The 26,382-nt window shown below is 41.1% G+C and carries 22 protein-coding genes; 8 read left to right on the top strand and 14 right to left on the bottom strand.

The window, feature by feature from the left end; translation table 11 throughout:
- The first annotated feature begins 3 nt into the window (after positions 1–3).
- The 3 genes from FET73_RS07200 to FET73_RS07190 are packed head-to-tail and all read left to right on the top strand — an operon-like array spanning position 4 to position 2,323.
- The gene (locus FET73_RS07200) at positions 4–591 is read left to right on the top strand and encodes an N-acetylmuramoyl-L-alanine amidase (RefSeq protein ID WP_154223270.1); all 588 of its coding nucleotides are present in this window, start codon (positions 4–6) and stop codon (positions 589–591) included.
- Positions 588–1,454: an acyl-CoA thioesterase gene (locus tag FET73_RS07195; RefSeq protein ID WP_154223269.1), complete on the top strand. Its 867-nt coding sequence runs from the start codon at positions 588–590 to the stop codon at positions 1,452–1,454. The genes FET73_RS07200 and FET73_RS07195 overlap by 4 nt, the downstream gene beginning before the upstream one ends.
- A complete protein-coding gene (locus FET73_RS07190) occupies positions 1,451–2,323 on the top strand; it encodes a YitT family protein (RefSeq protein ID WP_154223268.1) in 873 nt (290 codons plus the stop codon). Before FET73_RS07195 ends, FET73_RS07190 begins: the two co-directional genes overlap by 4 nt.
- Here FET73_RS07190 and FET73_RS07185 read toward each other — a convergent pair.
- The 6 genes from FET73_RS07185 to recQ form a co-directional block, all read right to left on the bottom strand.
- Positions 2,320–3,900, bottom strand: coding sequence for a tetratricopeptide repeat-containing sulfotransferase family protein (locus tag FET73_RS07185; protein WP_154223267.1), 1,581 nt, complete (start codon positions 3,898–3,900; stop codon positions 2,320–2,322). The two genes, FET73_RS07190 and FET73_RS07185, sit on opposite strands and share 4 nt — an antisense overlap.
- 16 nt (positions 3,901–3,916) lie before the next feature.
- On the bottom strand, positions 3,917–5,068 hold the full coding sequence (locus tag FET73_RS07180) for a peptidoglycan DD-metalloendopeptidase family protein (protein ID WP_154223266.1): 1,152 nt from the start codon (positions 5,066–5,068) through the stop codon (positions 3,917–3,919).
- A gap of 73 nt (positions 5,069–5,141) precedes the next feature.
- Entirely contained in the window at positions 5,142–6,557 is a 1,416-nt protein-coding gene (locus FET73_RS07175) for a Na+/H+ antiporter NhaC family protein (protein WP_218944289.1), read from the bottom strand.
- Complete coding sequence (locus FET73_RS07170) at positions 6,550–6,996, bottom strand: SRPBCC family protein (RefSeq protein WP_179952161.1); 447 nt, start codon at positions 6,994–6,996, stop codon at positions 6,550–6,552. The genes FET73_RS07175 and FET73_RS07170 overlap by 8 nt, the downstream gene beginning before the upstream one ends.
- Before the next feature lies 1 nt (position 6,997).
- Positions 6,998–7,945 carry a DUF1835 domain-containing protein gene (locus FET73_RS07165; RefSeq protein ID WP_154223265.1) on the bottom strand — a complete coding sequence of 316 codons (948 nt, stop codon included), beginning with the start codon at positions 7,943–7,945 and terminating at the stop codon, positions 6,998–7,000.
- Positions 7,938–10,136, bottom strand: a complete 2,199-nt coding sequence (recQ, locus tag FET73_RS07160; RefSeq protein WP_246172693.1) for a DNA helicase RecQ — start codon at positions 10,134–10,136, stop codon at positions 7,938–7,940. The genes FET73_RS07165 and recQ overlap by 8 nt, the downstream gene beginning before the upstream one ends.
- A 61-nt stretch (positions 10,137–10,197) precedes the next feature.
- Between recQ and FET73_RS07155 the strand changes: the two genes are divergently transcribed.
- On the top strand, positions 10,198–10,467 hold the full coding sequence (locus tag FET73_RS07155) for a hypothetical protein (protein ID WP_154223264.1): 270 nt from the start codon (positions 10,198–10,200) through the stop codon (positions 10,465–10,467).
- A gap of 17 nt (positions 10,468–10,484) precedes the next feature.
- Here the strand turns inward: FET73_RS07155 and FET73_RS07150 are convergent, their stop codons facing one another.
- Positions 10,485–11,657: a glycosyltransferase family 9 protein gene (locus FET73_RS07150; protein WP_154223263.1), complete on the bottom strand. Its 1,173-nt coding sequence runs from the start codon at positions 11,655–11,657 to the stop codon at positions 10,485–10,487.
- A gap of 52 nt (positions 11,658–11,709) precedes the next feature.
- On the opposite strand from FET73_RS07150, the gene FET73_RS07145 reads away from it, so the two are divergent.
- The 4 genes from FET73_RS07145 (at position 11,710) to FET73_RS07130 (ending at position 17,489) form a co-directional block, all read left to right on the top strand.
- Positions 11,710–12,420: a 3-deoxy-D-manno-octulosonic acid kinase gene (locus FET73_RS07145; RefSeq protein ID WP_179952160.1), complete on the top strand. Its 711-nt coding sequence runs from the start codon at positions 11,710–11,712 to the stop codon at positions 12,418–12,420.
- Positions 12,417–14,240: an excinuclease ABC subunit UvrC gene (gene uvrC / locus FET73_RS07140; RefSeq protein WP_154223261.1), complete on the top strand. Its 1,824-nt coding sequence runs from the start codon at positions 12,417–12,419 to the stop codon at positions 14,238–14,240. The genes FET73_RS07145 and uvrC overlap by 4 nt, the downstream gene beginning before the upstream one ends.
- 88 nt (positions 14,241–14,328) lie before the next feature.
- Positions 14,329–15,837 (top strand): sensor domain-containing diguanylate cyclase, encoded by a 1,509-nt coding sequence (locus FET73_RS07135; RefSeq protein WP_154223260.1) that lies wholly within the window; start codon positions 14,329–14,331, stop codon positions 15,835–15,837.
- Positions 15,838–15,950: 113 nt separating this feature from the next.
- A complete protein-coding gene (locus FET73_RS07130; protein ID WP_154223259.1) occupies positions 15,951–17,489 on the top strand; it encodes a sensor domain-containing diguanylate cyclase in 1,539 nt (512 codons plus the stop codon).
- A gap of 15 nt (positions 17,490–17,504) precedes the next feature.
- Here the strand turns inward: FET73_RS07130 and tldD are convergent, their stop codons facing one another.
- The 7 genes from tldD to rsfS are packed head-to-tail and all read right to left on the bottom strand — an operon-like array spanning position 17,505 to position 26,339.
- Positions 17,505–18,944, bottom strand: a complete 1,440-nt coding sequence (gene tldD, locus FET73_RS07125) for a metalloprotease TldD (RefSeq protein WP_179952159.1) — start codon at positions 18,942–18,944, stop codon at positions 17,505–17,507.
- Positions 18,922–19,758 (bottom strand): paraquat-inducible protein A, encoded by an 837-nt coding sequence (locus FET73_RS07120; protein WP_154223257.1) that lies wholly within the window; start codon positions 19,756–19,758, stop codon positions 18,922–18,924. Before FET73_RS07120 ends, tldD begins: the two co-directional genes overlap by 23 nt.
- Complete coding sequence (locus tag FET73_RS07115; protein ID WP_154223256.1) at positions 19,751–23,443, bottom strand: YhdP family phospholipid transporter; 3,693 nt, start codon at positions 23,441–23,443, stop codon at positions 19,751–19,753. The genes FET73_RS07120 and FET73_RS07115 overlap by 8 nt, the downstream gene beginning before the upstream one ends.
- Positions 23,444–24,904 carry an Rne/Rng family ribonuclease gene (locus FET73_RS07110; protein WP_154223255.1) on the bottom strand — a complete coding sequence of 487 codons (1,461 nt, stop codon included), beginning with the start codon at positions 24,902–24,904 and terminating at the stop codon, positions 23,444–23,446.
- Positions 24,897–25,517, bottom strand: a complete 621-nt coding sequence (locus FET73_RS07105; RefSeq protein WP_179952158.1) for a Maf family nucleotide pyrophosphatase — start codon at positions 25,515–25,517, stop codon at positions 24,897–24,899. The genes FET73_RS07110 and FET73_RS07105 overlap by 8 nt, the downstream gene beginning before the upstream one ends.
- A complete protein-coding gene (rlmH, locus tag FET73_RS07100) occupies positions 25,510–25,980 on the bottom strand; it encodes a 23S rRNA (pseudouridine(1915)-N(3))-methyltransferase RlmH (RefSeq protein ID WP_154223254.1) in 471 nt (156 codons plus the stop codon). Before rlmH ends, FET73_RS07105 begins: the two co-directional genes overlap by 8 nt.
- Entirely contained in the window at positions 25,977–26,339 is a 363-nt protein-coding gene (rsfS, locus tag FET73_RS07095; RefSeq protein WP_218944288.1) for a ribosome silencing factor, read from the bottom strand. The genes rlmH and rsfS overlap by 4 nt, the downstream gene beginning before the upstream one ends.
- Positions 26,340–26,382 lie beyond the last annotated feature (43 nt).

The following is a 26,382-nucleotide window of genomic DNA, read 5'->3' as shown; positions in this document are numbered from 1 at the left end:
TCCATGAAAATCAAACTGAATCCACTGCCTTATCAATCATTTCTGGATAAAAGACAAGCGCAAGAAATTGAACTGCTGGTGATACATTGCACAGAGTTGCCCGACCTTGCCTTAGCCAGAACTTATGGTGAACGCGTATTATACCCAAGTGGCACAGGAAATTCCGGACATTATTACATCGACAGGGATGGCAGTGTCAGCTGCTGGGTATTCCCTGAGTATGTGGCCCATCATGTGGCCAACCACAATAAAAACAGCATTGGAATTGAACTGGTCAACGTCGGACGCTATCCTAATTGGTTTGACAGTAAAAGCCAAACACCGACAGAACAATACACACAAGCTCAAATCACTGCTTTGAACCAACTCATTAACTGGCTCACCAATCGATTCACCGAGCTCAAGCACATTGTTGGTCACCAAGATTTAGATCAACGGTTGATAACAGCAAGTGACGATCCAAACAAACAAGTACACAGAAAAATTGACCCAGGCCCCTTATTTCCCTGGAACCAAGTCATGCCTCAAACCACTTTAATCAACATTGGCAGCAATGCACAGCACCCGCCAATCAATGAAAAACAATCATGAATGAACTCGACAAATTACTCAGCTATTTTGACCTAGAACAATTAGAGCACAACCTATTCCGCGGACAGTCCTTAGACATTGGTACAGGGAGAATCTTTGGCGGACAGGCATTGGCACAGTCTTTACAGGCGGCCTACCTCACCACAGATGGGCAAGAAGTACACTCTCTCCACGCCTATTTTTTACGTGAAGGGGATTGTAACAAACCAGTGGTGTATGAAGTAGAACGGGCCCGCGATGGCAGAACATTCAGCAATCGACGAGTTTCAGCAATTCAAAATGGCCGTCCTATTTTAATTTTATCATGCTCTTTCCAGCGTTTAGAGGCTGGCTTTGAACACCAAAAGCCGATGCCTGATGTGCCGATGCCAGATGAATTAACAGAAAAAACCTTAATTCCTGGTGACAAAATCAAGCAACTGTCACCAAGAATGCGCCGCACCTTAACCACACAAGGGCCTTTTGAGTTTCGCTTTGTGGACGATGTTGACCCCTTTGACGACCAGCCCAAAGAACCTTTCAAACGCATTTGGTTTCGAGCACGAGCGCCGTTGGCCAAAGACCATTCTCTGCACCGCACCTTGTTGACCTTTGTGTCAGATTTTCATCTGGTATCAACAGCCACATTGCCGCACGGTATTTCATATTTAGACCCCAAGTTGCAATTTGCCAGTTTAGACCATGCGATGTGGTTTCATAGGCCATTTCAAATTGATGACTGGTTACTGTACGATTGTGACAGCCCCAGTGCATCTGAAGCCCGAGGCTTTGCCACGGGCCATGTCTTTAATATCAAAGGAGAACTGGTTGCTTCAACGGCACAACAAGGCTTGATGCGCATGTGGGATAAAGAAAAATCATGAGTACCAAAGCTGAATTAAAGCATGGACTGAGAATTTTTATTGGCTCGATGCTGATGGCAGTGGCCATTGCCTTCTTCTTACTGCCAGCTGAAATTGTCACAGGTGGCACGCCTGGCATGGGCATCTTACTGCACATACTCACTCCATTAACAGTGGGACAGGCCATGCTGGCAATCAATATTCCTTTATTATTAGCAGGCTGGGCATTCATTGACTTGGGGTTTGCATTGCGGAGTATTTTTTCCATGATACTGACTGCAGTTGCAGTTGATTATCTGCCCTACTTCATCAGCTTTCCAGAAATTAACAGCCTGCTGCTCTCTACTTTATATGGTGGCATCATAGCTGGCGTCGGTGTCGGATTGGTTTTGCAAGGCCGAGCATCAGCAGGTGGCACCACCATTGTGGCTCGCATATTATCTCAATACAGTCACTTTAAGCCAGCCCAAATTGTATTGGTGATGGACAGCATGATTTTATTGGCTGTGGGATTGATATTTCAGGACCTTGAAAAAGTGCTGTGGAGTATGATCAGCATTTATATAACGGCCCGCTTAATAGATCGCATGCTCACTGGCGCGGTTTCAGAAAAATTCATTCACATCGTTTCCAAACACAACCACACCATTGGTCAAACCATCAAAGAAGAATTGGGACGAGATGGTACCATTTTAGAAGGACATAATTTGACGATGGAGAATGACAAAAGTATTTTGTTTGTTGTCGTCGGTATCAGAAGAATTCCTCAACTGCGAGATTTGGTTTTGAGCATAGATCCAAATGCCTTAATGGTTGTGGTTGAGGCGGCAGAATTGTCTGGCACCAGCCGAATACGCAAACAACAACAAATAGCAAAAAAAGAAGCCTAAGAAGTTAAATATCGCTTTAAATCAGACAGCTCTTCCTTGTAATTTTTCCACAAGCCCACTGAAGAGCTGTATACTTTGCCCCTAACTTGGCTGGCACTCGCTGTAGCTGAAGCTTGTTTATTACTACCCAAGTCCAAGCACGCACCTTGCCATGACAAATTACAAAAATCCAGAACGCACCTAGCGGTCAACTCAGTATCAGCCACTAAATCTTCATAATTGATCCGACAAACCGCATCAGGCATCACATTTTGCCAATGATCCATCAACTCTGAATGGGCTTGATAATAAGCCGCCACCTCTTTCAAATCGTAAGAATATTGATAGATGCCAGGCGCAAAAAGCTGTTTATAGACGGCATAACACATATCCATTGGCTGCCGATCCAAAATAATAAATTTGGCATTTGGTAAAGCTTTGTGGATTAACCCCAAATACAAACCATTAATCGGGTGCTTGTCTATAAACCGCGCTTTAGAATCCAGACTGGCTTCTGCACAATTCACATAAGATTTTCCTAACTCATTGAAATCAAGGTCTATCGAAGCACTGACCATTTGTTGGCTAGAAAGCGCTTCATTTTTTGCTTTCTTTTGCAGTGCAAAAGACATCAAACGATTGAAATATATCAGCTCACCCGCCGAAATCACTTCATCATGATTACCGATAATTCGCTCTAACAAAGTGGTACCAGAGCGAGGCAGTCCGACTATGAAAATTGGAGCATCATTGACACAGCTGTCGTTTGAATGCTTCATCACTTTTTGTGAATAGGCTTCCTTGATGTGTTTAATAAAGTCAATATCGCCATCCACATCATAAGCATAAGTTGAACGAAACAGCTTGGTACCTTTTTTTCTGTGTTCAAATGAAGTCGCAAAATCTCCAGCATCCTCGAGTTTTTTAGCCAGCGAAAAATGTAATTTTGATTCTGATTGTGGATGTAATTGCTTTTGTTTCAAAGCAGACTTTATCTTTTCTACCAAGTTCTTGTCATTTTTTCGGTTCAAATGAGCCAGAAAATACAAGGCATCAGGAAACATTGGAAATTGATTGAGCACAGACAAACCCATCATTTCTGCTTCCTTAATTTCGCCTCTGTATTGCTTGATTGTTGCCAAGTTGAGCAAAACGTCACTGTGATTGGGTTGTTGTTGATTGATTTTCAGAAAAATCAATTCTGCCTGCTCGAATTGATGCTGTGCCATTAAAAACACAGCCAAACCTTGAAGCACATCAGCCCTGACTTGAACTGATTCTTTGTGAATCAAGTTTAACATTTTTTTTGCCTGCGGTATGGCTAAATCATAACGGCCCAATGACTCCCAAACTTTCAGTTGTTGCCAAATCAACATCACATCTTCTGGTGCCAATTGACGCGCATTGACCAAACAGTCAGCCGCGCGATCCAACTGACCCGACTGCATACTGCATTGCGCAGCCAATATCCAAGCGGCCACTTCGCCTGGCAATTTCCTGGAAAATTGGTCTGCCATTTCAGCAGCAGCATCCCAGTTTTTTTGTGCCATAAGTGACTGGATGCTTTGAATATAATGACTGGCTGGCTTATTGGCCATATTCACACTTCAGTCTTCAGTTTTCAAAAGCAGACTCAAAAATCAAATCACCCACGTAAAATACATGCTCATATGTATTTAAATTGTAGTTTACCCTGAAAGTCCAAGCACCCGGCTCCGCATCATTGGGTAACTGTCTCGTGATATACCAATATGAAGCATTATAAGTATCCGGAGAATTATGGTGCCAAGCACTCCCAAATTCACTGCCATCAGGTTTTAATAAGTAATATGATGATAATTGGTTCAGTTCTTGATCTCTGTAATAGGCCGCCAAGTAGACCGTATCACCTGGATCAAAATCATCCTGATAATTAGGCATATCTATATTAGTCGGACAGCTGCTTAATTCATCAGGTTCAACATCATGCGAGGCTAACTTATTCACTTTAGATTCGCGATAAGCTTCTTGATCCAGCCACCAAGAGTCATTGTTCATCCTGTTACATTGACCACTGTATGGCTCAATTAAATTTCCATCTAAATCATAAGTTTCAAAGTGTAGATGGGGACCAGTTGATGACCCAGAACTTCCCACCACACCTAAATATTCACCCGCTACAACAGAGGCTCCTTCCTGCTTACTGGTGAGTGAGCCATTTTTCAAGTGGCCATAGTATGAATAGGACCCGTCATTGTAAGTCACATAAACGGCATTCCAATTAGGGTCAGAAAAATCACAATTCCGGTCAAAATTGCCATCTAATTTGGTTGTGATCACACCATCAGCTGCCGCAACCACTTCCACCTCATCATTGTCCATTTTGTCCCAAGCATAAGGCCAAGTAAAAAAATCTATCCCCTTATGGTTGTAGTTACTCAAGTCATAGGTTCTGGCACCACAAAAGAAATCTTCAACATTGCCATTGAACACCGGATCTTGATCGACATAATTGCTGACACCAAAAAAGCCAGGGTCATTGTTCGTTGTGCGCAAAGGCATGATGAATTGTGGCTGAAAGCCACCACGGTTAATGGACAACTTGCCTGAATTGATCAGGTTATCACGGTCTTGGGTGTATTGTGTTTTGTGCTTAAAATGATCAGCATCAGTAAAGGCATCTTGATGACCGTGGGAGTATGCCCCGCCTTGGACGGTGCCTTCTATATCATTGGCATAAACAGTTGAGCAGCACAATATGGCCACTATTGATCGGATGTTTTTCATGGTTCCCTCAGGTATTTCTTATTTTAATGGCGCCACATATTAGCACCAAATTATTCGCTATCCAAATAATGCTTCACCTATCCTGCATTAAACCTTTGTGCCTGAACAAACCAATACCTAAATAAGCAAACACGACTGCTATCAAAGGGTTTAACCAATTGAGTAACGCATAAGGCGCATAATCCAAAACCGAAACCCCTAAAGCGCCTGTATAAAATGCCCCAGCCACTGACCAAGGAATCAACCCAGCAGTCAATGTAATCCCCTCTTCCAAAGAACGAGACAACACCTTGCGGTCAATACTTAATTTATCAAAAGCTTTAGAAAACACCTGCCCATTGAGGATAATGGCCACATAGCCTTCACTTAAAGCCAATATTGACATAAAAGCAGTTGCAATAGTAACAGTCACTAAATGTGCAGCCCGTTTAATTTGAGCAACAAAACCTTGTAGCACCGCTTTAAGGAAACCAGCACCATGTAAAACGCCACCCAAAGCCATGGCCAATATGGCAAGAATCAAAGTCCATGCCATGGCATACAAACCACCCCTGCCTAATAACTGGTTCAAAGTTTCATGACCAATGTCAACTGGCGAATTTTTCCACAAAGCCTGACTGAACTCTTGAAACGTCACTGGCTGCCATACCATGGCCACAAACATGGCCGTAAAAACGGCACTGACCATACTGACTTCTGGCGAAAATCGCATAAAACTGAGTACAAACAATACCAAAACTGGCAATAAGGTCACCCATGGTGACAGTTCAAATGATGAAGCCAAGGCCGCTTTCATGTTCAATACATTTTCAGAAACCACTGCATTTGACTCAAAACCCAAACCAACGGTTAAGTAAATAACAAAAACAATAACAAAAGTCGGCACCGTCGTATAAAGCATTGATGATATGTGCGAGTACAAATTAACATCAGCACTCATGGCAGCCAAATTAGTGGTGTCAGAAATTGGTGACATCTTGTCTCCAAAGGTAGCACCAGAAATCACCATGCCAGCCACCCAGTATAGTGGCACACCTACAGCGCTTGCCATGCCAACAAACACCAGACCCAAAGTGCCTACTGTTCCCCAAGATGTACCGGTTGCTAATGACATCAGTGCACACAAAACAAAACCAATCGGTAAAAACAATTCTGGGCTCAACCAAGACAACCCGTAGTAAATTAATGCCGCAATGGTGCCACTTTTCATCAATGAAGCAATCACCATTCCAATTAACAAAAATATATAAAAAGCCGGTAAAGCCTTGCTCAATGATTGATTCATCATTTGCCTTATTGCTTTGACATCAAAACCCAACAACCTTGCATGGATAGAAACCCAAACAACAGCAAAGAATAAAACCACTTGCAACGCATGTGGCAAATAAACCATTCCGGCAGCAATCAAACCAAACAAGCCCAAAACCACCAATATGGCGTGAGCCACCATTGGTTCACTTGCAGCAACGCCCTCTTGCGCCTTATCCACCTTGTTGAGACTCTACAAACTTTTTGAAATCTTCCAAATATTGACAAGACTGCTTTTGAAACATTGACTTTGGCATCACCCATGACATGACGCGCATAAAGCCTGAGAACTTAAACTCACAATCGGCAGTCCAGACGGTTTGTCCATTGTTTTGTTCTGCAAAATGATTTTCCACCAAATTCCAGACGCCTTTGGCTTCATATATCGCGTCAAATCGCTCAGGTAAATCATAAGTAACGATGGTTTCAAGCATCTCCACATCTCGTTTACCCATTTTGTAGTTCAATTTCATCTGAGCCCCTACTCCAATCTGCTCCTCACCTAAAAGTTCATAAGAAACCAAACCTCGCTGCCAAAACTTCATGTTTTCAGGGTTGTCCAACAACTCAATGACGGTATCACGCTTGGCATTAATGGTAATCTGATTTTGGTATTTCACCTTACTGCTCCAATTGATTCACTTCATTATTAAACCACCAACAGCTGTTTTCTTTCAAGTGTGCACCACCAATCCAACGATCAATACCATTCAGTTTGACATGGTTTTTCTTTCCCACCATCACATCTCTGGCCAATGGCGTTAATTCAAATACATTTTTTATCCAGCAGCCATGGTCTTTTTTTATGAACAACAGCGGACATTTTGCCGTTGTCAATGCAGCAAGCTCCTTCTCAAATACACTGTCTCCCATGAATTGAGCCCACTCTAGCTTATTGTAGGCTTTGAACAATGTGGCACCCGACATGGGAGATGTTGATAAGGCACTGATCAGCAACCATTGTGTCAAGCTCAGACCGGTATTGACATCAGGAAACTCCGCCATTAATCGTGCTAAAGTTTGTGAAATGAAAGGCCAAGCACTTAACTCAACGTGATCGAGTGCAGACCATGACATGGGGTTGTCATCAGTTAATGCCTGCCATAACTTAGGTGCCATTTTTATACACTTTTTTGATACCGGACGATCAAATCGAAATAACTCATGAAGCTCACTTGGTTGCGCCGGACCGATAAAATGATCAGTTACCACCCACCTGAGTTGCTCTGGATCACAGCACTCAGCAAGAAATGCCACAATTTGAATCAACTGAAGCTGGTCGTATAAATCATGTTCAAACCACAATCTGATGGTTTGGTATTGATTCAGGTCGTTTAATAATGTGTGTCTTGATTTGAATTTTTCGCTGACCACACTGGCTGGGAGCTTAAAATACTGAGATAAAAAAAGGACGCGTGATTGCTCAAAGCGTCCCATTAAATCACCTGGTAACAACGGCCCAATATGCAAGACATCACGCCATGGTAAAATATCGCCAATAACACCAGCTTGACTTAAAGCATCAACAGCACAGTCACCATTGGTGATATTTAATGTTAATTCACTCAAGCTCTGCCAACACACACCTCAACGTGCCATAATCATACATGCCTTCTAAAGCATCATAAACAGGCTTAAGCTTCTTATCTTCTAAATATTCAGTCATTTCTGCAGTCTGAATGATGTATTCAATTTCATTTTCATCCAAGCCAGTAACGTCTTTTTTATCCACCAATCCGACAGCAATCGCCTGTGATAACTGCATATAAACTGTGTTTAAGTTGATGCCCAAAATTTCAGCCACAGTTTCTACATCTTTGTGCTCTAAAAAATGGTCCAGTGTCACATTGACCGCTTCATCTAAACGGTTATCTAGCTTTTCAGGTAATGGGTTGTCTTTAATAACTTGTATAAACTGTTTACCGTATTTGGCCAGTTTGTATTCCCCTACGCCCTGAATATACATGAATTTTTCACTTTCTATCGGCCTTTTTTTGACCATTTCTAACAGAGAAACATCTGAAAAAATAACATAAGGTGGCACACCTTGGTCGGCGGCCAAATTTGTCCTTAACTCTTTCAAAGCCCCCCATAGAATTTGGTCATGCCTACCCAGGTCCACTTCTTCTTTTTTCTTGGTTTTATTGACCGCTTTCACCACGTCACGGATATAGAATGACTCTTCTCCTCGCAAGATGGGCTTAGATTTTTGATTTAACTGCAATGAATTGTATTCTTCACCCACATCGATATAGCCTTTACTGACCAACTGTCGATATAAACGACGCCACCAAGTTTTAACATGATCCTTTCCAATACCATAAATAGAAAGCTCATCGTGTTTAAACTCTTTAACACGCTCATCATCGTCATTTCCCAACAACAAATCAATCAAATACATCATGCCGAATTTATGACCTGTATGATGAATCGCAGACATGGCCATTTGGGCCTCTTTTGAAGCATCTGTTTTTTCTGGTGGGTTGATACAATTATCGCAATTTCCACAAGGTTCTGGCATGTCCTCATCAAAATATCGAACCAGTGTTTGACGCCTACAATCCAACTGTTCACACAAATCAACCAAAGCATCTAACTTTTCATGCAACACATTTTTGTGTTCGTCGCCGGCATCTGAGTCACGAATAAATTGACGTTGCATCACCACATCTTGGTAGTTATATGCCATCCAAGCATTAGAAACCAAACCATCACGACCTGCACGACCTGTTTCTTGATAATATGACTCAATATTTTTAGGCATAGAAAAGTGTGCCACAAAGCGCACATCAGGCTTATCAATCCCCATTCCAAAAGCAATGGTTGCCACTATAATCACACCCTCTTCACGCAAAAACTTGGCTTGATTGGCATGCCTGACTTTATTTGATAAACCGGCATGATAAGGCAAAGCCTTTCGGCCATTTTTAACCAAGAATTCAGCCACCGACTCCACTTTTCGACGAGACAAACAATATACAATACCTGCATCTTGAGGGTGGTTGTCTTTAATGAATCGCCACAACTGTTGCTTTCCATTGGTTTGTTCTTCAATCGCATAAGTGATGTTCGGCCGATCAAAGCTGGACACAAACACTTCAGCATTATCTAACTGTAATTCTTTAATGATTTCAGTTCTGACACGCTGATCAGCTGTTGCAGTCAGCGCAATACGTGGGATATCAGGAAACTGCTTATGCAACAAAGAAAGCTCTTGGTACTCTTTTCGGAAGTCATGCCCCCATTGAGACACACAATGCGCTTCATCTATCGCAAATAACCCGACATCAATGGTGTGTAAGAACGCTTGCATTTCTTCACCCACCAAACGTTCAGGCGATAAATACAACATTTCTAATTCACCAGACGTGGCTTTCGCTTTAACTGCCTCGATTTCTCTGGCACTTAATGTGGAGTTTATGTAAGCAGCTGACACACCCAATTGGCACAGGGCATCAACTTGGTCTTGCATCAATGCAATCAAAGGTGAAACCACCACGCCCACACCCTTTCTTGCAATCGCTGGAATTTGGAAACATAAAGATTTACCACCACCAGTCGGCATCAGGACCAATGCATCTTGACCGCCAATAACGGCATCAACAATGGCTTGTTGCTGGTTACGAAATGCATCGTAACCAAACACTTCTTTTAATATTTTTTTGGCTTTAGACATGTTAATGATTGTAAACAAACGACCGTTTGATTTCAAGTGAACTACTGTCACATTGAATAAATGTTCAGAAGTATTATTTTGCATTCTCATAATTTGAGAAATTGAAAGCATTTAATAGACCGTACTTCAAAATACATAAACCAAAATGCAGACCATCAATAAATCAAATATCACTTTCACCACCACGCTTTCATTGTTGCTGATCATGACCATGAGTGTTTTACCATGGTGGATATTATGTGCTTTGAGCCTTGGCCTATGTTGTGCGCTTTTGTGGCAAGCAAGAAACGCCATAAACTGGCAAGTCACACAACAGTTCATCAAAGAGTTTTTAGCTATGGGCTTAACTTTAGGTTTATGCGCATTATGGGTATGGAAATTAACCCAATGGTTGACACTTTATCCAAGCACATAAAATGGCATTGCTGACATTTATTTTGATAACAGCTGATCCACCTTATCAGTTACATCGCTGATTTTAATTAAATCCATGGCGCCTTCAAACTCAGTTTTGGTGCCCCATTTCACATCGTCAACGTCTTTATTCAGAAACTTTTTACATGCTTCGGGATAAGCATCAACCGTAAACTCTGGAAATTGATACGAGCCTGAACGTTTGTAATTACTTGCCGCCAACAAACCAATAACCGGCGTACCCACACTACCTGCCATATGCAAAGGCCCTGAATCAGGTGACACAACCAAATTAACCATCTGCATCAAGCACAACAGTTGCTTCAACGTATCTTGGCCAGCAATATTCAATACAGGAACATGACAAGCTTGCTCAATTTCAGAAATGAATGCTTTTTCGCTTGCAGCAGGACTGCCACACAACAGCACTTGAGCGTCATGCTTTTGAACCAAATGATCACACAACGCCGCATAATTTTTTACTGACCAATTGCGCAACTTGTGACTTGAACATGGACTGATAATGACTTTTGTCTTGTGTGGCGCATCAGCCGTGTTGATTTGATGAATGGATTCAAAATTTCTTTTGCCTTGTAAAACGTCATCGACAGATACATTTTTGTGTGAAGGCTCTAGGTGAGACATGTTTTCTGGGTTCATAATGCGCTTGGCCAAAAGCACATCTGTTTCATCAACCGGAATATGCCAATCCAGTACCTTTTGTTGACAACCCAAATAAGTGGCAAATTGCATAAACCCATCCAGCACATGAATGTCTTTTAGATAAGGAATAGATTCGTTAATCACCCACGAATGTAGCTCTTTACTGCGATGATTGTCGTACCCTATGCGTCGTTTAGCAGAAATCAACAATGACAATAAATTGGCACGCATAGACAGTTGCATTTGCAATAAAACATCAAACCTTCGTCCACTTAACGCCTTTCTGAGTCCATTTATCCCTTTCCATCCTGATGACTTATTGAACACAATAAATTCCACACCTTTCAAACCAGCCAGTAATTTATGCTCCAGCGTACCTACTATCCAAGTAATTTTACAACTGGGAAACCTGTGCTGAAGCGTTTTTATTACAGGCACCATATGGGTTACATCGCCAATGGCACTGAGCCTAAAGATACAAATATTTTGTGGGTCTGATAAATGTTTACTCAGATGATTTGTTGTCATCTCTTGTTTACTTTAAAATAGCCCATTTTACACTGTACTGAGTGTGCTGAGTTTGAAACCGTTCAAAAAAAATAATCAATGGCTGATTTGCCAACCTAAACTGGAAAGTGAAATTGAAACCCAATGGTTCGATCAAGAACACTGGCTCAACCAAGGCCGTTTATTAGGCGCCAATTCAGGCAGGGGTTCTGCTTGGGTGGTCAAGTCTGAACATGGGAAATGGGTTCTGAGACATTACTTCCGTGGCGGCATGTATGCCAAAATTAGCAAAGATAAATACCTATGGACGGGTATTGAAAACTGTCGCGCCATTAAAGAATTTAAATTATTACTACAATTACAATCATGGAAATTGCCCGCACCTGTAGCGGTTGCAGCACGGGTGATAAAGCATGGATGTTTTTATCGCAATGACCTGATCATGGAACAACTACAGCACCAAAACACGTTTGCTCAATCACTCTCCGAGACAGATTTTAGTTTAAAAATGTGGCAACATGTAGGTTCAATTATAGCCAAGTTTCATAACCACGGCGTTTTTCACTCTGACCTCAATGCCAACAATATTTTAATCAATGATGAGCAAATTTACCTGATTGACTTTGATAAAAGTGACACCAGAAATCCCAAAAGAAGTTGGCAGCTCAACAACATCAATAGACTTAAACGGTCGATAGAGAAAATTACCCAGAAATCTTGTCAAAATGAACTCAAACCATTTTGGGATGCATTGTATGCTGCTTGGGAACTGCGTTTAAAATGACGTTTGACGCCAAGTCATATATCAAGGACCTACCCCAAGCACCTGGCATTTATCAAATGTTAGATATTAACGGTGAAATTATTTATGTGGGTAAAGCTAGGTCGTTGAAAAGTCGAGTGGCCAGTTACTTTAATGGTAAAGCCAAAGATAACAAAACAATGAAACTGGTGCAATCTATTGCCAACATGCGGCACCATTTGACACGATCTGAATCTGAAGCCCTGATTTTAGAAAATCAACTGATTAAAAAACATACACCAAAATACAATGTATTACTTAAAGACGGTAAAAGTTACCCTTACATCTATGCATCAATAGGTGAAGATAGTTTTCCCAGAATAGAATTCAGGCGTGGCAGTAAAAAAGCCAAAGGCAGGTACTTTGGCCCTTACCCCAGCGCCCAATCCGTTCGTCAAACCCTACACTTTCTCCAAAAAACCTTTAAAGTCAGGCAATGCAACAACAGCACTTTTGAAAACCGTTCACGCCCCTGTTTACAACACCAAATTAACCGCTGTACTGCACCATGTGTTGGCCTGGTCAGCAAAGAAGACTATAAAAAACAATTAAAGTACAGTTTTGATTTTATCCAAGGTCATTCTAATCAAGTCGTGAAAGAATTGATATCAAGAATGGAACAGGCGGCAGAGGCACAGCGTTACGAACAAGCCGGTGAGTTTCGTGATCAAATTCAAGCCATTCGATTAATTCAATCAAAACAGTTTGTAGAAAATGACCTGCAACTGAATGTAGACGTGATGGTCGCAGCACAACAAGCGGGTGTGTACATGGTTACCGTAGCTACTGTTCGCAACGGGCAGCTGTTAGGCTATCGAAATCATATACCCAGCACACCCAAGGAGACACCACTGAACAGTTTTCTGGCTGCTTTTATCAGTTTGTATGTGGAAAACAAAAACATGGCGTCACAACTGATTTGTAATCTAGAGCCGGAAAACCAAAGCGAACTTCAACAGACGTTAAGTGAATTGTTGGACCAAAAGGTTTCCATCATCACCAGACCACGAGGCGCCAAGCGCCAACTGTTACAATTGGCCGAGGAAAACTGCCGCAATGCATTGGCTATCAAAGCCAATAAATTTGCCACATGGCAAAACAAATGGCAAACCTGGGTAAATGAAGTGGGACTATCACAAGCTCCCAAAAGGGTAGAGTGTTTCGATATCAGCCATCAAATGGGTGAACACACCCGAGCGTCATGTGTCGTGTTTAATGATGAAGGTGCAGATAAAAAGGCATATCGCCAATACATCATTGAGAACATCACAGGTGGTGATGATTATGCAGCCATGAGACAAGTGATTGAAAAAAGACTCGCTTCAATTGATAAACACCAATTAGGTTTTCCAGACATTTTTTTAATCGATGGCGGCAAAGGGCAAGTTAACCAAGCTTTAACCATATTAGCTGAACAAAACATCACTGCCATTTCAGTATTGGGCGTCACTAAAGATGACAACCGCACGGCTGGAGAAGAACGCCTGTATTTACCTGAAAGCAGTCAATTCATCAAACCTGAGAAACATGGACTGTTGTCACTCATGATTCAATACATCAGAGATGAAGCACACCGCTTTGCCATAACCAACCACAGAAAAGCGTTTAAAAAGTCACGTCAAACATCGGCTTTGGAAAACATCCCTGGCATTGGACAAAAAAGAAGGGACACGATATTAAAACATTTTGGCGGTATGCAAGGGTTAAAAAAATCCAGCTTAGAAGACATAACAAAAATCAATGGCATCAGTGAAAATGTTGCATTAAAAATATATGAGTTCCTACACCCAGCCAAACAATAAGTTTCAATTTGTGTGCAAAATCACTATACTAATTAAAAAATCAGAACAATAAAAATTGGAACCCAGAGCCTCAATATATAAAAGTTTAATGCAAATCATGCTGTGGATTATGTTTGCAGTGTTTTGTATCAGCTTCATCACTTTTATGATCATAAAAACCCATGCTGGCGTTGAGGCATTTGTCAGTTCCAATAGCCATTGGACATTGGCACACACCAAAGCAAAATATGCCCTTGACGACTATTTTGACTCTCATAATAAATCTGATTTCAAAAAATTTGAGGATCACATCAAAATTTGCTTAGACATCAGACAGAGCTTGATCGCATTCGAGCAAGGTGAGTATAAAAAAGGCATATCAAGTTTACAGCACACCAGCATCCACCCTAACAACATGTCAGACATGTCGTTTTTGTACCGCTTTTTTTACAACATACCCCAAGTAAAACAGCTGCTTTATAACTGGAAACTGGCCAATCAAAAGATTTATGAATTTCATTCTGTAGCCCAATTAACGCAACAGGCCATCACCAATAAAGCTCCCAAACATATCATAGAGATTCATAAGTCTAAAGTTGAAAAGTCCTATAACCAAGCACGCCCAATAGAAAGTTCATTAGAAAATGCAGTAAGGCAGGTCACTACATGGATAGGTCAAATGACATTCAGGCTTACTGCCATCATTTACATCCTATTGGGGCTGATGTTGTATTTAGGCATTAAAAGAGCACTCAATGCTTTTCATGAACGTGACGCCCTTTATCATGCCACGTTCCACCATGCCAATGTGGGTATCATTCAATTAAGTTTAAACGGAAAAATTCAGAGAATGAATCAAACATTTTGTGACATGTTTTCGGTAACCACAAAAGACATGAAAAACCGAAATGTCAAAGACATACTTGAGAATCACGATAACCACCAACCTCAAAATATTGACATTCTTAACACACTCAGCCCAGATGAACCAACATTCAGCTATCATTTTAAAATCAAAAGCAGGAAAGGAATGCTTTTGTGGTTGAAAGCCACCATCACTAAAATATTCAACCAACAAAACTTGGCGTTATATCACATAGCCATGATTGAAGACATCAGTGAACTCCATGCCATGAATGAACAGTTAAAACAAATGGCACACCATGATTATTTAACGGGGTTATCTAATAAATTTGCATTCGAAAACCACTTGTCAAATGCAGTAAAAGAAGGACAAACTGGCGTGCTGTTTTATATGGACTTAGATAAATTTAAAGTCATTAATGACACAGCGGGCCATGCAGCAGGCGATCAGGCATTGACAGAAGTGGCTCAAGTTTTGCGTTTGAGTTTCAAGAAAGACGACATGGTTGCCAGAATCGGTGGCGATGAATTTGCTGCCTTTGTAAGCAACATCAATTTACAAGTTGCAGAGAAAATAAAAACAGGTATCACCAAATCGATTGAACAGCATTTAATCACCTACCAAGACCAATCTTTTCATATCGGGATCAGCATTGGCTTGGCAGCTACGGATAACAGCACACTGAGCAGCAAACAATTGATGTTACAAGCAGATACTGCAGCCTACGAATCTAAATCCCAAAGAAAAGCCTAGTAATACAATCAATAATGTGATTTAAATCACAATCAAAATTCAACATTTAGATTAAAATCCTTGCCTTTATAAAATGACTTATAAGGGATTGTAAGCCAATAAAGAGACGATTCATGAACCATTCGAAGCAAGTTAAAGGTGTTTTTTTTGCTGTATTGCTTTTGGTACTGGCCGCCATTGCTGTCAACATTCAGGTTTCAAGTATTCAGTCAGCCATGAGGGCGTTCGTGGACGAAGAAGGCAATTGGGCCAAAGCACAAAGAAGTGCATTCCAGTCTTTCATCAGCTTTCAGCACACAAAAGACGATATTCATTTAGAAGAATTCAATCGCCATTTGTCATTTAATAAAGGCATGATCACAGCGAAAAAACATTTAGATAACAAAGCCTTTGATCAAGCCAAGTCCACCTTAACTGCCATTGGTGCAGACAGTTACAACACAGACAAAATCGTCTACCTATCCCGTTATTTTTCATGGCTAAATCAAAGCCAAAAAGCATTTGCCATTTGGGACAATGCCAACATCTTGGTCGTTAAACTAGAACAGCTCGTCCATGATTATTCATCAGAATCAAACCCCGCGATTAAAACCTCGATACTCAATAACATCAACAGCACCCAACAAAATATGCTAAAAGCTGAAAAGGATTTTGAACAGGCCTTCATCAATTTAGCCAAACAAACTGACACGGCCTTATCAGCCATCACTGCTATAATCTTTTGCTTATTAGGAACTGTTATTTTTGTTTTTTTTAAAAAAACAATGAACAAAATCACGGAAAATGATGAGTTATATCAAGCCACTTTCAATAAAAGCCAACTTGCTTATGTTCAATTTAAATTGAATGGAGACCTGATTCATGCCAACCCACAGTTTTTACGACTTATTAACGGTAACCACAATGCCATTAAAGGTTTAAATTTTTTTGAAATTCTTAGAAACCAGGGCAACCATGGTCGCTTAATTTCTATAAAAAACAACAGAAAACACCAAGATTTTGAATTTAAATTCAGTGAATCTAAAAACCAAGACAGTTTTTATAAAGCACACACCACTTTGATTCATAATTATTCAGGAACACCGCTGTATTTTGTTGCCGCCATCAACGACATTTCAAAGGAAAAAGCCCAAAACTCTGCGCTTAAAAAGTTAGCACACAAAGATTACTTAACTGGATTACTGAATAAATTTGCATTTGAAAAGCACTTAACCATAGCACTTCAAAATCAGACCAACGGCTATTTACTGTACATGGATTTAAACAATTTTAAAGCTGTCAATGACCAGGCCGGCCACCAAATTGGTGACCGAATTTTAGAAAATGTTTCCTCAAGAATTAAAAGACAGCTTAGAAAAGACGACCCTTTAGCTCGCATGGGCGGCGATGAGTTTGCTGTATTTTTAGAAAATACAACATTACAAAGGGCCATTGTCATTGCCAAGAACATCAAGGACAGTGTTGGCAGTAAACCATTCACTCACCAAGACAATATTTTTAATGTGGGTGTAAGCATTGGTATTTCAGGCTTGTCACACAATGACACATCAATCAATGAATTAATCAACCATGCAGATCAAGCTTGTTACCATTCTAAATCATCTAACAAAGTCATTGTTCATGAAAGCTTACGACAGCGGCACTCTGCATAATACAGATGAAATCCTTTAAACTTGAGTTCCACCTACCGTCAATTTATCTATCTTTAAGCTGGGTTGACCAATGCCCACAGGAACACTCTGGCCATCTTTACCACACACGCCCAGACCTTGATCAAATGCCAAATCATTACCGACCATACTGACTTGTTGCATGGCTGCAGGACCATCTCCAATCAGCGTAGCGCCTTTGACTGGTCTGGTAACTTTACCATTTTCTATTAAATAAGCTTCTGATGCAGAAAAAACAAATTTACCATTGGTGATGTCTACCTGACCACCAGAAAAATTAACCGCGTACAGCCCTTTTTCAACTGAAGATATGATTTCATCAGGTTCATATTCACCTGCCAGCATATATGTGTTAGTCATTCGAGGCATGGGCAAATGAGCAAATGATTCACGCCTGCCATTACCCGTTGGTTTAACACCCATCAAGCGGGCATTCAATTTATCTTGCATATAGCCTTTCAGAACACCATTTTCAATCAATACATTTTCTTGTGAAAGCGTTCCTTCGTCATCAACAGACAAGGACCCGCGTCGATCAGGCAAGATGCCGCTGTCTACAATGGTACAAGCAGATGAAGTCACTTGCTCCCCCACCCGCCCTGAAAAAGCAGATGAACCTTTGCGGTTAAAGTCTCCTTCTAAACCGTGACCAACAGCCTCATGTAATAAAACACCAGGCCAACCAGAAGCCAACACCACAGGCATCTCACCAGCAGGTGCTGCCACTGCTTCTAAATTTATCAAAGCAGATTTAACCGCTTGGACAACAAATGTTTCAGCAAAACCCGCCTCAAAAACTTTAGACAACAAAACACGCCCACCACCACCGGCAAAACCAACTTCCATACGACCTTTGTCATCAGAGACGATCACTTGGATGCTCAACTTAACCATCGGTCTGATATCAGTCGCCAACGTGCCATCACTGGCAGCAACAAGCACTTGTTCTTGAGAAGTCACCAGTGAACATATCACTTTTTTGACCCTCACATCTTGCTTCCGAGCCAAAACATCCATCTCATTCAACAACGTTATAATGGCCTGATTTTCTGTACCCGTTAATACATCTTCTGGGGTGTATAAACCGCTCTTGTCATTGAACTTTAAATTAACACCTGCAACATCTGCCTGCGCCCTGGCAATACTGCGAGCCGTGGTCACAGCAGATGAAATGTCTTTTAAGTTCAAAGCATCGGTATAAGCAAAGCCAGTCTTTTCGCCTTCATTAACTCGCACACCAACACCCCTATCAATGCTGTGGCTGCCTGATTTAACTTGTTGATTTTCTAAAACCCAAGATTCCAACCTGGAAGACTGAAAATACAAGTCGGCAAAATCGCCGCCCGTTTGCATGGCCTGAGCCAATAAAGTTTCTAAATCAGAAACGGCCAAACCGTTGTCGTTTAAAAAATAATCACTGACTTGAGAATTTGTCATTCGTATGTCCATTAATAAGAGAAGTTAAAATCATTGAGGCTATTACATAAGCCACAAAAAAGTAAACACCAATCTGTAAAGTAGCATCTGTCGCCCCTCCAGACTTGGTAGAAAAATATGTAACCAAAATGGCTATCACAAACACATCTAACATGGACCATTTTCCTATGGCCTTCAGTATGCTTATGCTTTTCTTCGAAAAATGTAAGTTTTGGCTGAATAGCAACACCGCTTTAAGTATCGTTTTCAACACCGGTACAACCATGGTAAACAAAAAGATGACCAAAGCCACACCATTTTGACCAGATTCATACAATTTATGTAAAGCCGAAACGATGCTTTTAGACTCAAACTGGAACACTGTTTGTCCTAACACAGGCAAATCTTGGTAGGCAACAATGGCCAAAATAGGTGCAAACCAACCTGTCACCAAAGCCAGGGATGTTACCAGTAATAAAGCCCATAATGACCATAAACTTTTAATAAAAATATGTAATATCAGCATCAAAACCAAAACAGCCACAAATAACTTGGTGTGTTTTTGAGCTTGCCAATCCATGCGTTCACTGACTTCCTTGCTCGCTTCGAGTGCTTCAACCTCTTCTGAATAGCCTGAATACCAATTAAAAGTGATGGTTTCTAAGAATTTCTTACCTTTACTTTTGGCATTCGTACTCGCATCAAGCTGCTGTGACAACGAATCAATCTGGTTTTCATAGGCCACAGAATAACCATAAGCCTGATAGGCCAAATAGGCACAAAATAATACGGTAAAAATAAAATAAAAGCCATTGGCTATAGTTTTCTTATTCATCTTCTATGACCTCAATGATGGGCGCATCCCAAGTCCCAGTTACTTGATAACTGATCCGATTACTGGATTTTAATTTTTTATTTAATAAACCTTGAACAAAAAAGCCGGCAGCAGCACCTACGGCACCTCCTGCAATGGCACCCAAGGTAGGAAAAGTCTTTCCAACTTGTGGTTCAACAATGATGGTTTGAAGGTAGCTTTTGTCCGCAAACCCTGTCAACCCCCTGACTTTTATATTAGCCGCTGAGGCTTTAATTAAAAAGTCATCGGTTTCTGCATAACCATTATTCAAAACAAAACGGCCCTCCATGCTATCAAAGTGCAAGCCTTCTGCCATCACATCTTTAAAATCTAACAACAAACGCCTGGGCAAATTGGTCAAACTGAATAATCCGAGTACACGTCCAAACCCAGGTTTGGTATCTAACACTTCGCCTTCACCCATTTTCAGGTTCAATGTACCATTGATGTTTTTCAAATCAAACATCGATGGCGTACCGGGCCAAGATGCATATAACTGAATCAATGTTTGTGCATTACTGATCGGTGCATCAAATTCCATTTTTTGTAAAAAAGAAGCAATCTTTTCAGAAGTCATGACAATTGAAAAATCAGATGTTCCGAGGCCACCTGCTCCCGAAGCCACCCAGTCCCCTGATATTTGAATGTTACTGACATCTGAAACCATGGACATGGTTTCTACCCGCATGCCATCAATGACATTCCTCATTTCTAAACGCAACTCACCAAAAGGTATACCCAGATAACTAAAATTCTCTGAATAAATATGTAAATCTGGGAATTTTTCAGCACGCTTTGCTGACAAAGCCAAATCTTCTACCAGAGCTTCTTTCCAATTCAAGTACTCAAAATCAGCAACCACTCCCTTGGTGCTTAAGTCATCTGCCACAACCAATCGACCTTTCATAGATTGATTGTCAATGTCTATCTGGTAACCATCTGACAGCCTCAAAATATCAAGCTTCACATCTTCAAATCTTCTGGCCATGAACAACATGTCTTCAACGACCAAGCTGAATGATTTATCAGGTAAAGGCCAAAGGTTTTTCGCAGCTGTATTTGCGTCTGGTTCATCACTAAGTTGGCTCCACTGTTTAACTTGAGCCAACCAACTGTCAATGTCTAAATAACGAATGTAACCACCTAAAAGCTCCTCTTGGCTGCTTGTTTCCAGTGGCTTTTTAAATAGCAGTCGTTCAATATTTAATCCGCCAACATCGGCTGATAATTGACTGACAATTTCATTACCGTAATTCAAAGCCACCACTGATTGGCTACATGGCAGGTCACAACTCAATTTGAAAAACTTGCTGCTTTCTGCCTTTTTATTCAATGGCGCCGGCAGATCAACCACCGTACCCACCAAATCAGACTGAAGATCCATGTGCAGCTGCGCCTCTGGATTGGTGATATTTATGATCCATTCAGACAAGCCGTGAATAGGTAAGTCAATTTGTTGTTGAGCCAGCAATTCAGCAGCAGATAACCCGCCAACCAAATCCACATTTATGTTCACTCCTTCTGATGTTTGTGTTTGTATAACACCTGAAATTTCAACGTCATTTTTTAACAACTCAGCCTTCATGTCATCGATTATTAAATCAAAGCCATCAATTTTAACCTCACCATTTAATTGAGATAATGACAAATGCTCAGTACTGAACCCTGCATTTTTAAACGTTGCCCGACCTTTAGGAACCACTTTCACATCTTTTTGTAGCGGGACATCAAATTTTAATGACACCTGTTGATTACCTGAAAGTGTCATGTTTTCATTCAAACCAACATTCTGGGTGATGGGTGTCTGATTTAAATACTCAAACAAGGCATTACCTTGTGCTTCAGCCGCTAAATTCAAATCAATATACGCCTGCTTATACGATGCCATGGTGACATCAGCCGAAGTCATGTTGATGCCTTGACTTTTTGCACCCGTGACATCAACATCAAACCCCAAACCAGTAAAAACAGCCGCACCACTTAAGTTTGTTGCTTCCGGCCATTCGGGGTTGAATTTGACACCAACATCATCGAGGTATGCACGGGAAATAAAATGCGCCAATCCACTTTCAAAAGCTTTCGGCACCAATTGTCCAAATTGAAACAAATAGCCAGTGGTTACTTGTCCTGACTTTAATCCTTGGTCTAACCATTCAATGGTTTTTGGCTTCCATACTTGATGTGGCCAATATTTGTGTAAAGCACTCACTTCAACAGCTTCCACTTTGGCTTGAAGCTGCAACATTTTAGCGTCATCAGCACCTGTTTGTGATTCAGCCCAATACTGTCCTTGTGCATCAGCAAGAAAGTCACCGCAATTACACCAAAACTGATTGATTGACACCGTCTGTTGAGGCTTGTTGAGCGAAATACTGACTTGTGACAACAGCGTGGACCACTTCAACTGATCACGAATAAAGGCTGGCATTTCAAAAAAACCTTCACGGCCTTCAATCACCATGTCTAATGTTTGCTTGTCCCATTTCGCTTCGCCGCCTATTTGAGAGAATGCAAAATCATCATGAGTCAAAGCATCAATTTCAAACAACATATCACCTTGCTGCCAACTGGCATCTGACAAACCATAAACCACTTTCGGCTCAACTACAGTGCCTTTCACTTCAAAGTCAGGCCATTGTGAAAACTGAGCCGACATCAATTGATTCAACCAATTCAGGTCGAAGTTATCAGATTTTGCTGTGATGTAAGCACCATCTCTGTTCAATTGTCCATTAATATCAGTGAATGATTGATTGGCCGCTTTCAATTCTGTTAATTTAAAACGACTGATCCATTGTTGATTACCGCCTTCATGCACCCAAGTTAATGATCCTGACATGGACAGCAACTGCCAGTTGATAACTGCGGTAGCAGACTCAATAACACCACCACTTGTTTTTAACCATGCTTCACCATTTAAGACAACAGCAGGCAAAAATCCACCACCTTGCAATTCGTTAAACTGAGATAAATCGAGGTCACTCAATTGCACATGCCACTGTGCATCTTTACTTAATTGTTTGTTTTTGGGGCCAATACTCTTAACCACAAGTTCAGGTTTTTCCTCAAGGCCAACTGTCAATGACATGGCGCGATTTTGATCGTCTTGTTCTAATACAAAAGCCGCCTTTAAACCCGTCAGTAAAGCATTTCCTTGGTCATCAGTAATATTCAACTTAAGCTCGCTCACACTGAGTACACCAGTAGTTAAAATATTATCGACCATTGATGTGAATTTGGCTTCATCTTTGTCATTATTGATGGTTAAATTATGACCCTTCTCTGATTGAACCATGGCCAAATCAGCTTGACTGATGCTTAAATTAATGCCTGTTTTTCCACCAGGATATAACCACTCATAAACATTCAACGACAGGTTGGTATCTGCCACCTCAACCGTTTGCTTACCCTTTAGCACCAACCCTTTGAGCTGAAAACTGGGGCCAAAGCCTTTCCAAGACCCATAAATTTCTGACACAGAAACATCAAGATCCCATTGTTCAGATAAAAAATTTTCGAGACGGCTTTTATATAAGCCTTCAAACGGCAACAACAGAGTTGCTAATCCGACCAGGACACCCACAAACACAACGGCAATGGCTATCAAACCACGGGCTTTGACCCACAGTTTAAAACCCCAATGGTATTTGCCGGTTCGTGTCATTTACAACAACACCACATCATATTGATCACGCCCATAACTGTCTTCAGCCTGCAAACTGATCCTTTTGTTCAAGCTTTCCTCCATATCAGCCAAAGTTTCTGAATGCTCATCTATGATGTATTCAACTAAATTTGGGGCCGCAATGACCATGATCTTACTGGCTTTAAACTGCTTCACAGAACGTGAAATTTCTCTGAATAATTTGAATGTGTTTGACTCTATGGTCTGAATATATCCTGAGCCATGACATTTATTACAAGGCTCACAAACCACGTCACGAATATTCTCAGTGGTTCTTTTGCGTGTGATCTCCATTAAATTCAGCGCAGTAAACCCCAGAACATTCGTTCGTGCCGTATCTTGAGACAGGTACTCTTCTAAGGTCTTATGCACTTGCTCTTTGTGTAAATCATCAGCCATATCAATAAAATCAATCACAATGATGCCACCAATATTTCTCAAGCGCAGTTGTCTGGCTATCACTTGTGCGGCCTCTAAATTGGTTTTAAATGCGGTGTCTTCCAATGACTTATAACCCACAAACTGTCCCGTATTGACATCCACTGTGGTCATCGCTTCATTTTGATCAAAAACCAAGTTTCCACCAGATTTCAACGGCACTTTTTTGCTTAAAATTCGCTCAATTTCATCTTCTGCATTGAATTGATCAAACAAAGGACGAGAACCTTGATACCAATTCACCTGTCCTTGCCATTCAAAAGCAAAATCATCAACAAACTTCTTCACTTTCAAGTGTATGTCATGTGAATCAACGGTAATTTGAGTCAAATTTTCATTGATGTGATCGCGAACCACACGCTTAGCCAATGAAAATTCACTGTAAATAAGTGACGGTGTTTTTTGATTTGCTATTCTTTCAGCCACTTTTTTCCAAAGTCTTTTTAAAAACTTCCAATCATGTTCTAACAAATCTTGTGGAATTAATTCGGCATTGGTCCGAGCGATCAGGCCAAACTCATCATTGGACTCATTGATCGATTTCATATCTTCTTGTAATCGAGCCCGCTCTTCTTCATCATCAATTCTACTCGAAATGGCCAGCAATTCAGGCGCATTGGGCATCATCACCAAGTAACGACTGGGAATACTCACTTGTGTCGTCACCCGCGCACCTTTGGTTCCAATTTGGTCTTTATAGACCTGAACCACCAGCATTTGACCCTCATGGAGCAACGATGAAATCACATCCTGACTTTTATCAACATCCCGTTCAATTTCAGCAAAATCAGAAACATGAATAAAGGCGGATTTTTCTAAACCCACATCAATAAATGCTGCCTGTAATCCAGGCAGTACTTTTTGTACTCGCCCTTTATAAATGTTGCCCACAATTGAAGACTGCTTTTTCCGTTCCAACCAAAACTCTGTGGTCAGCCCACCATCAATCAAAGCGACGCGGGTTTCAAATCCATTGTTATTGATTAAAATTTCTTTAGACATTTTGATCCGACTTATCTGTTTGTGGGTTATAGACAGTGATTATATCGAGTTTACTCAATATTTGACCCGTTTCATACAAGGGCAAACCCATGACCGATGAATAGCTGCCAGTGATTTTTTTAATCCAAAGTGCCGCCATGCCTTGAATGCCGTAACTGCCTGCTTTGTCCATTGGCTCACCAGATGCCACATAGGATTCAATCATGTCCGCAGGTATGTCATCAAACACCACTTCATTTTGGCTGATGACCAAGCGGTGGTTACCTTTAGAAACAACCGCCACGGCAGAGTAAACATAGTGACTTTGACCAGACAATTGCTTTAATGTGGCAACCGCTTGTGTTTTATTTTGTGGTTTGCCCATTAATTGATTGTTGTGAACGACAATGGTATCGGCACCCAAAACTGGCAAGCTTTTATCACTTTGTTCCCAACCTGCCGTTGCTTTCGTTTTGGCTAACCGTTTGACATATTTAACCACTGGTTCATTTTCAAATGGCGTTTCATCTATATCCACAGGTTGACAAAGACAATTGACACCTATTTGTGCCAACAATTGTTTGCGCCTTGGAGAGGCAGAGGCCAAGATGATTGCCGCATCAGTTTTATTCACGGTGATACGGGTGGTTGGTTAACAGGCTGTGCGCTCGGTAGATTTGTTCTGCTATGACTACTCGGACCAATTGATGAGGAAAGGTCAATCGAGATAAAGACCACGTTTTGTCCACCACCTGCTTGATGCTGTGATCTAAGCCATCGGCACCACCTATGATGATGTTGATATTTTGCCCCATCATTTGCCAATCAGCCATGGCTTGTGCCACGCCTTTCGTTGAAATCAATTGGCCAGCTTCATCAAGGGCAATATTGTAATCACCGGGCTGCAGTTGTTTTTGAATGGCTTCAGCCTCGATGGCTTTTATTTGCGCAGTACTTTGGGTTTTTTGGCGTACTACCGCATTGATTTCAACTAAATTGACTTTGAGGTGATGAGGTAATCTTTGATTATAAAGTTCAAAACCCTCACCCACCCAATCGGGCATCTTGTGACCCAGCGTCAACAAGCGAAGCTTCATGCTTCATCCGTAGCTGCAATGTCCCAAAGCCCTTCCAATTGATAAAAACCGCGAGCTTCTTCACTCATGACATGCAACACCGCATCTCCAGCATCAACAATAATCCAGTCACTGGAATCCATGCCCTCGGTATTTAAGACTTCTAAACCTGCATCTCGCAATGCTTTAATCGCCTCTTCCGCCAAATGCCTCATGTGACGATTAGAGCTACCAGTACAAATCACTAAATGATCAGTCACTGACGTTAAGTGGTTAACAGACAAAACTTTCACATTTTGTGCTTTGGCATCTGTAACAGCAGTTTCCACTGTTTGCATGACGGTATTTGAATGGTCTGATGTTTTTAAATTTTCTTGCACGTGTTTATATATGATTCAACAATTGTCGCATTTTATCATGGAT

The sequence above is a fragment of the Marinicella rhabdoformis genome, from assembly GCF_009671245.1.
In the GTDB taxonomy this organism is placed as follows: domain Bacteria; phylum Pseudomonadota; class Gammaproteobacteria; order Xanthomonadales; family Marinicellaceae; genus Marinicella; species Marinicella rhabdoformis.
The sequence above is the reverse complement of the archived record's forward strand: the minus strand, read 5'-3'. Positions and strand labels throughout refer to the sequence as shown.

Excerpts from the sequence above, each read along its gene's own strand:
- FET73_RS07115 (WP_154223256.1), bottom strand. The coding sequence starts at position 23,443 with ATGACACGAACCGGCAAATACCATTGGGGTTTTAAACTGTGGGTCAAA.
- FET73_RS07150 (WP_154223263.1), bottom strand. The coding sequence starts at position 11,657 with ATGACAACAAATCATCTGAGTAAACATTTATCAGACCCACAAAATATT.
- FET73_RS07195 (WP_154223269.1), top strand. The coding sequence starts at position 588 with ATGAATGAACTCGACAAATTACTCAGCTATTTTGACCTAGAACAATTA.
- FET73_RS07135 (WP_154223260.1), top strand. The coding sequence starts at position 14,329 with ATGCAAATCATGCTGTGGATTATGTTTGCAGTGTTTTGTATCAGCTTC.
- recQ (WP_246172693.1), bottom strand. The coding sequence starts at position 10,136 with ATGCAAAATAATACTTCTGAACATTTATTCAATGTGACAGTAGTTCAC.
- FET73_RS07200 (WP_154223270.1), top strand. The coding sequence starts at position 4 with ATGAAAATCAAACTGAATCCACTGCCTTATCAATCATTTCTGGATAAA.
- uvrC (WP_154223261.1), top strand. The coding sequence starts at position 12,417 with ATGACGTTTGACGCCAAGTCATATATCAAGGACCTACCCCAAGCACCT.
- rlmH (WP_154223254.1), bottom strand. The coding sequence starts at position 25,980 with ATGAAGCTTCGCTTGTTGACGCTGGGTCACAAGATGCCCGATTGGGTG.
- FET73_RS07190 (WP_154223268.1), top strand. The coding sequence starts at position 1,451 with ATGAGTACCAAAGCTGAATTAAAGCATGGACTGAGAATTTTTATTGGC.
- tldD (WP_179952159.1), bottom strand. The coding sequence starts at position 18,944 with ATGACAAATTCTCAAGTCAGTGATTATTTTTTAAACGACAACGGTTTG.
- FET73_RS07155 (WP_154223264.1), top strand. The coding sequence starts at position 10,198 with ATGCAGACCATCAATAAATCAAATATCACTTTCACCACCACGCTTTCA.
- FET73_RS07185 (WP_154223267.1), bottom strand. The coding sequence starts at position 3,900 with ATGGCCAATAAGCCAGCCAGTCATTATATTCAAAGCATCCAGTCACTT.
- FET73_RS07120 (WP_154223257.1), bottom strand. The coding sequence starts at position 19,758 with ATGAATAAGAAAACTATAGCCAATGGCTTTTATTTTATTTTTACCGTA.
- FET73_RS07130 (WP_154223259.1), top strand. The coding sequence starts at position 15,951 with ATGAACCATTCGAAGCAAGTTAAAGGTGTTTTTTTTGCTGTATTGCTT.
- FET73_RS07110 (WP_154223255.1), bottom strand. The coding sequence starts at position 24,904 with ATGTCTAAAGAAATTTTAATCAATAACAATGGATTTGAAACCCGCGTC.
- FET73_RS07180 (WP_154223266.1), bottom strand. The coding sequence starts at position 5,068 with ATGAAAAACATCCGATCAATAGTGGCCATATTGTGCTGCTCAACTGTT.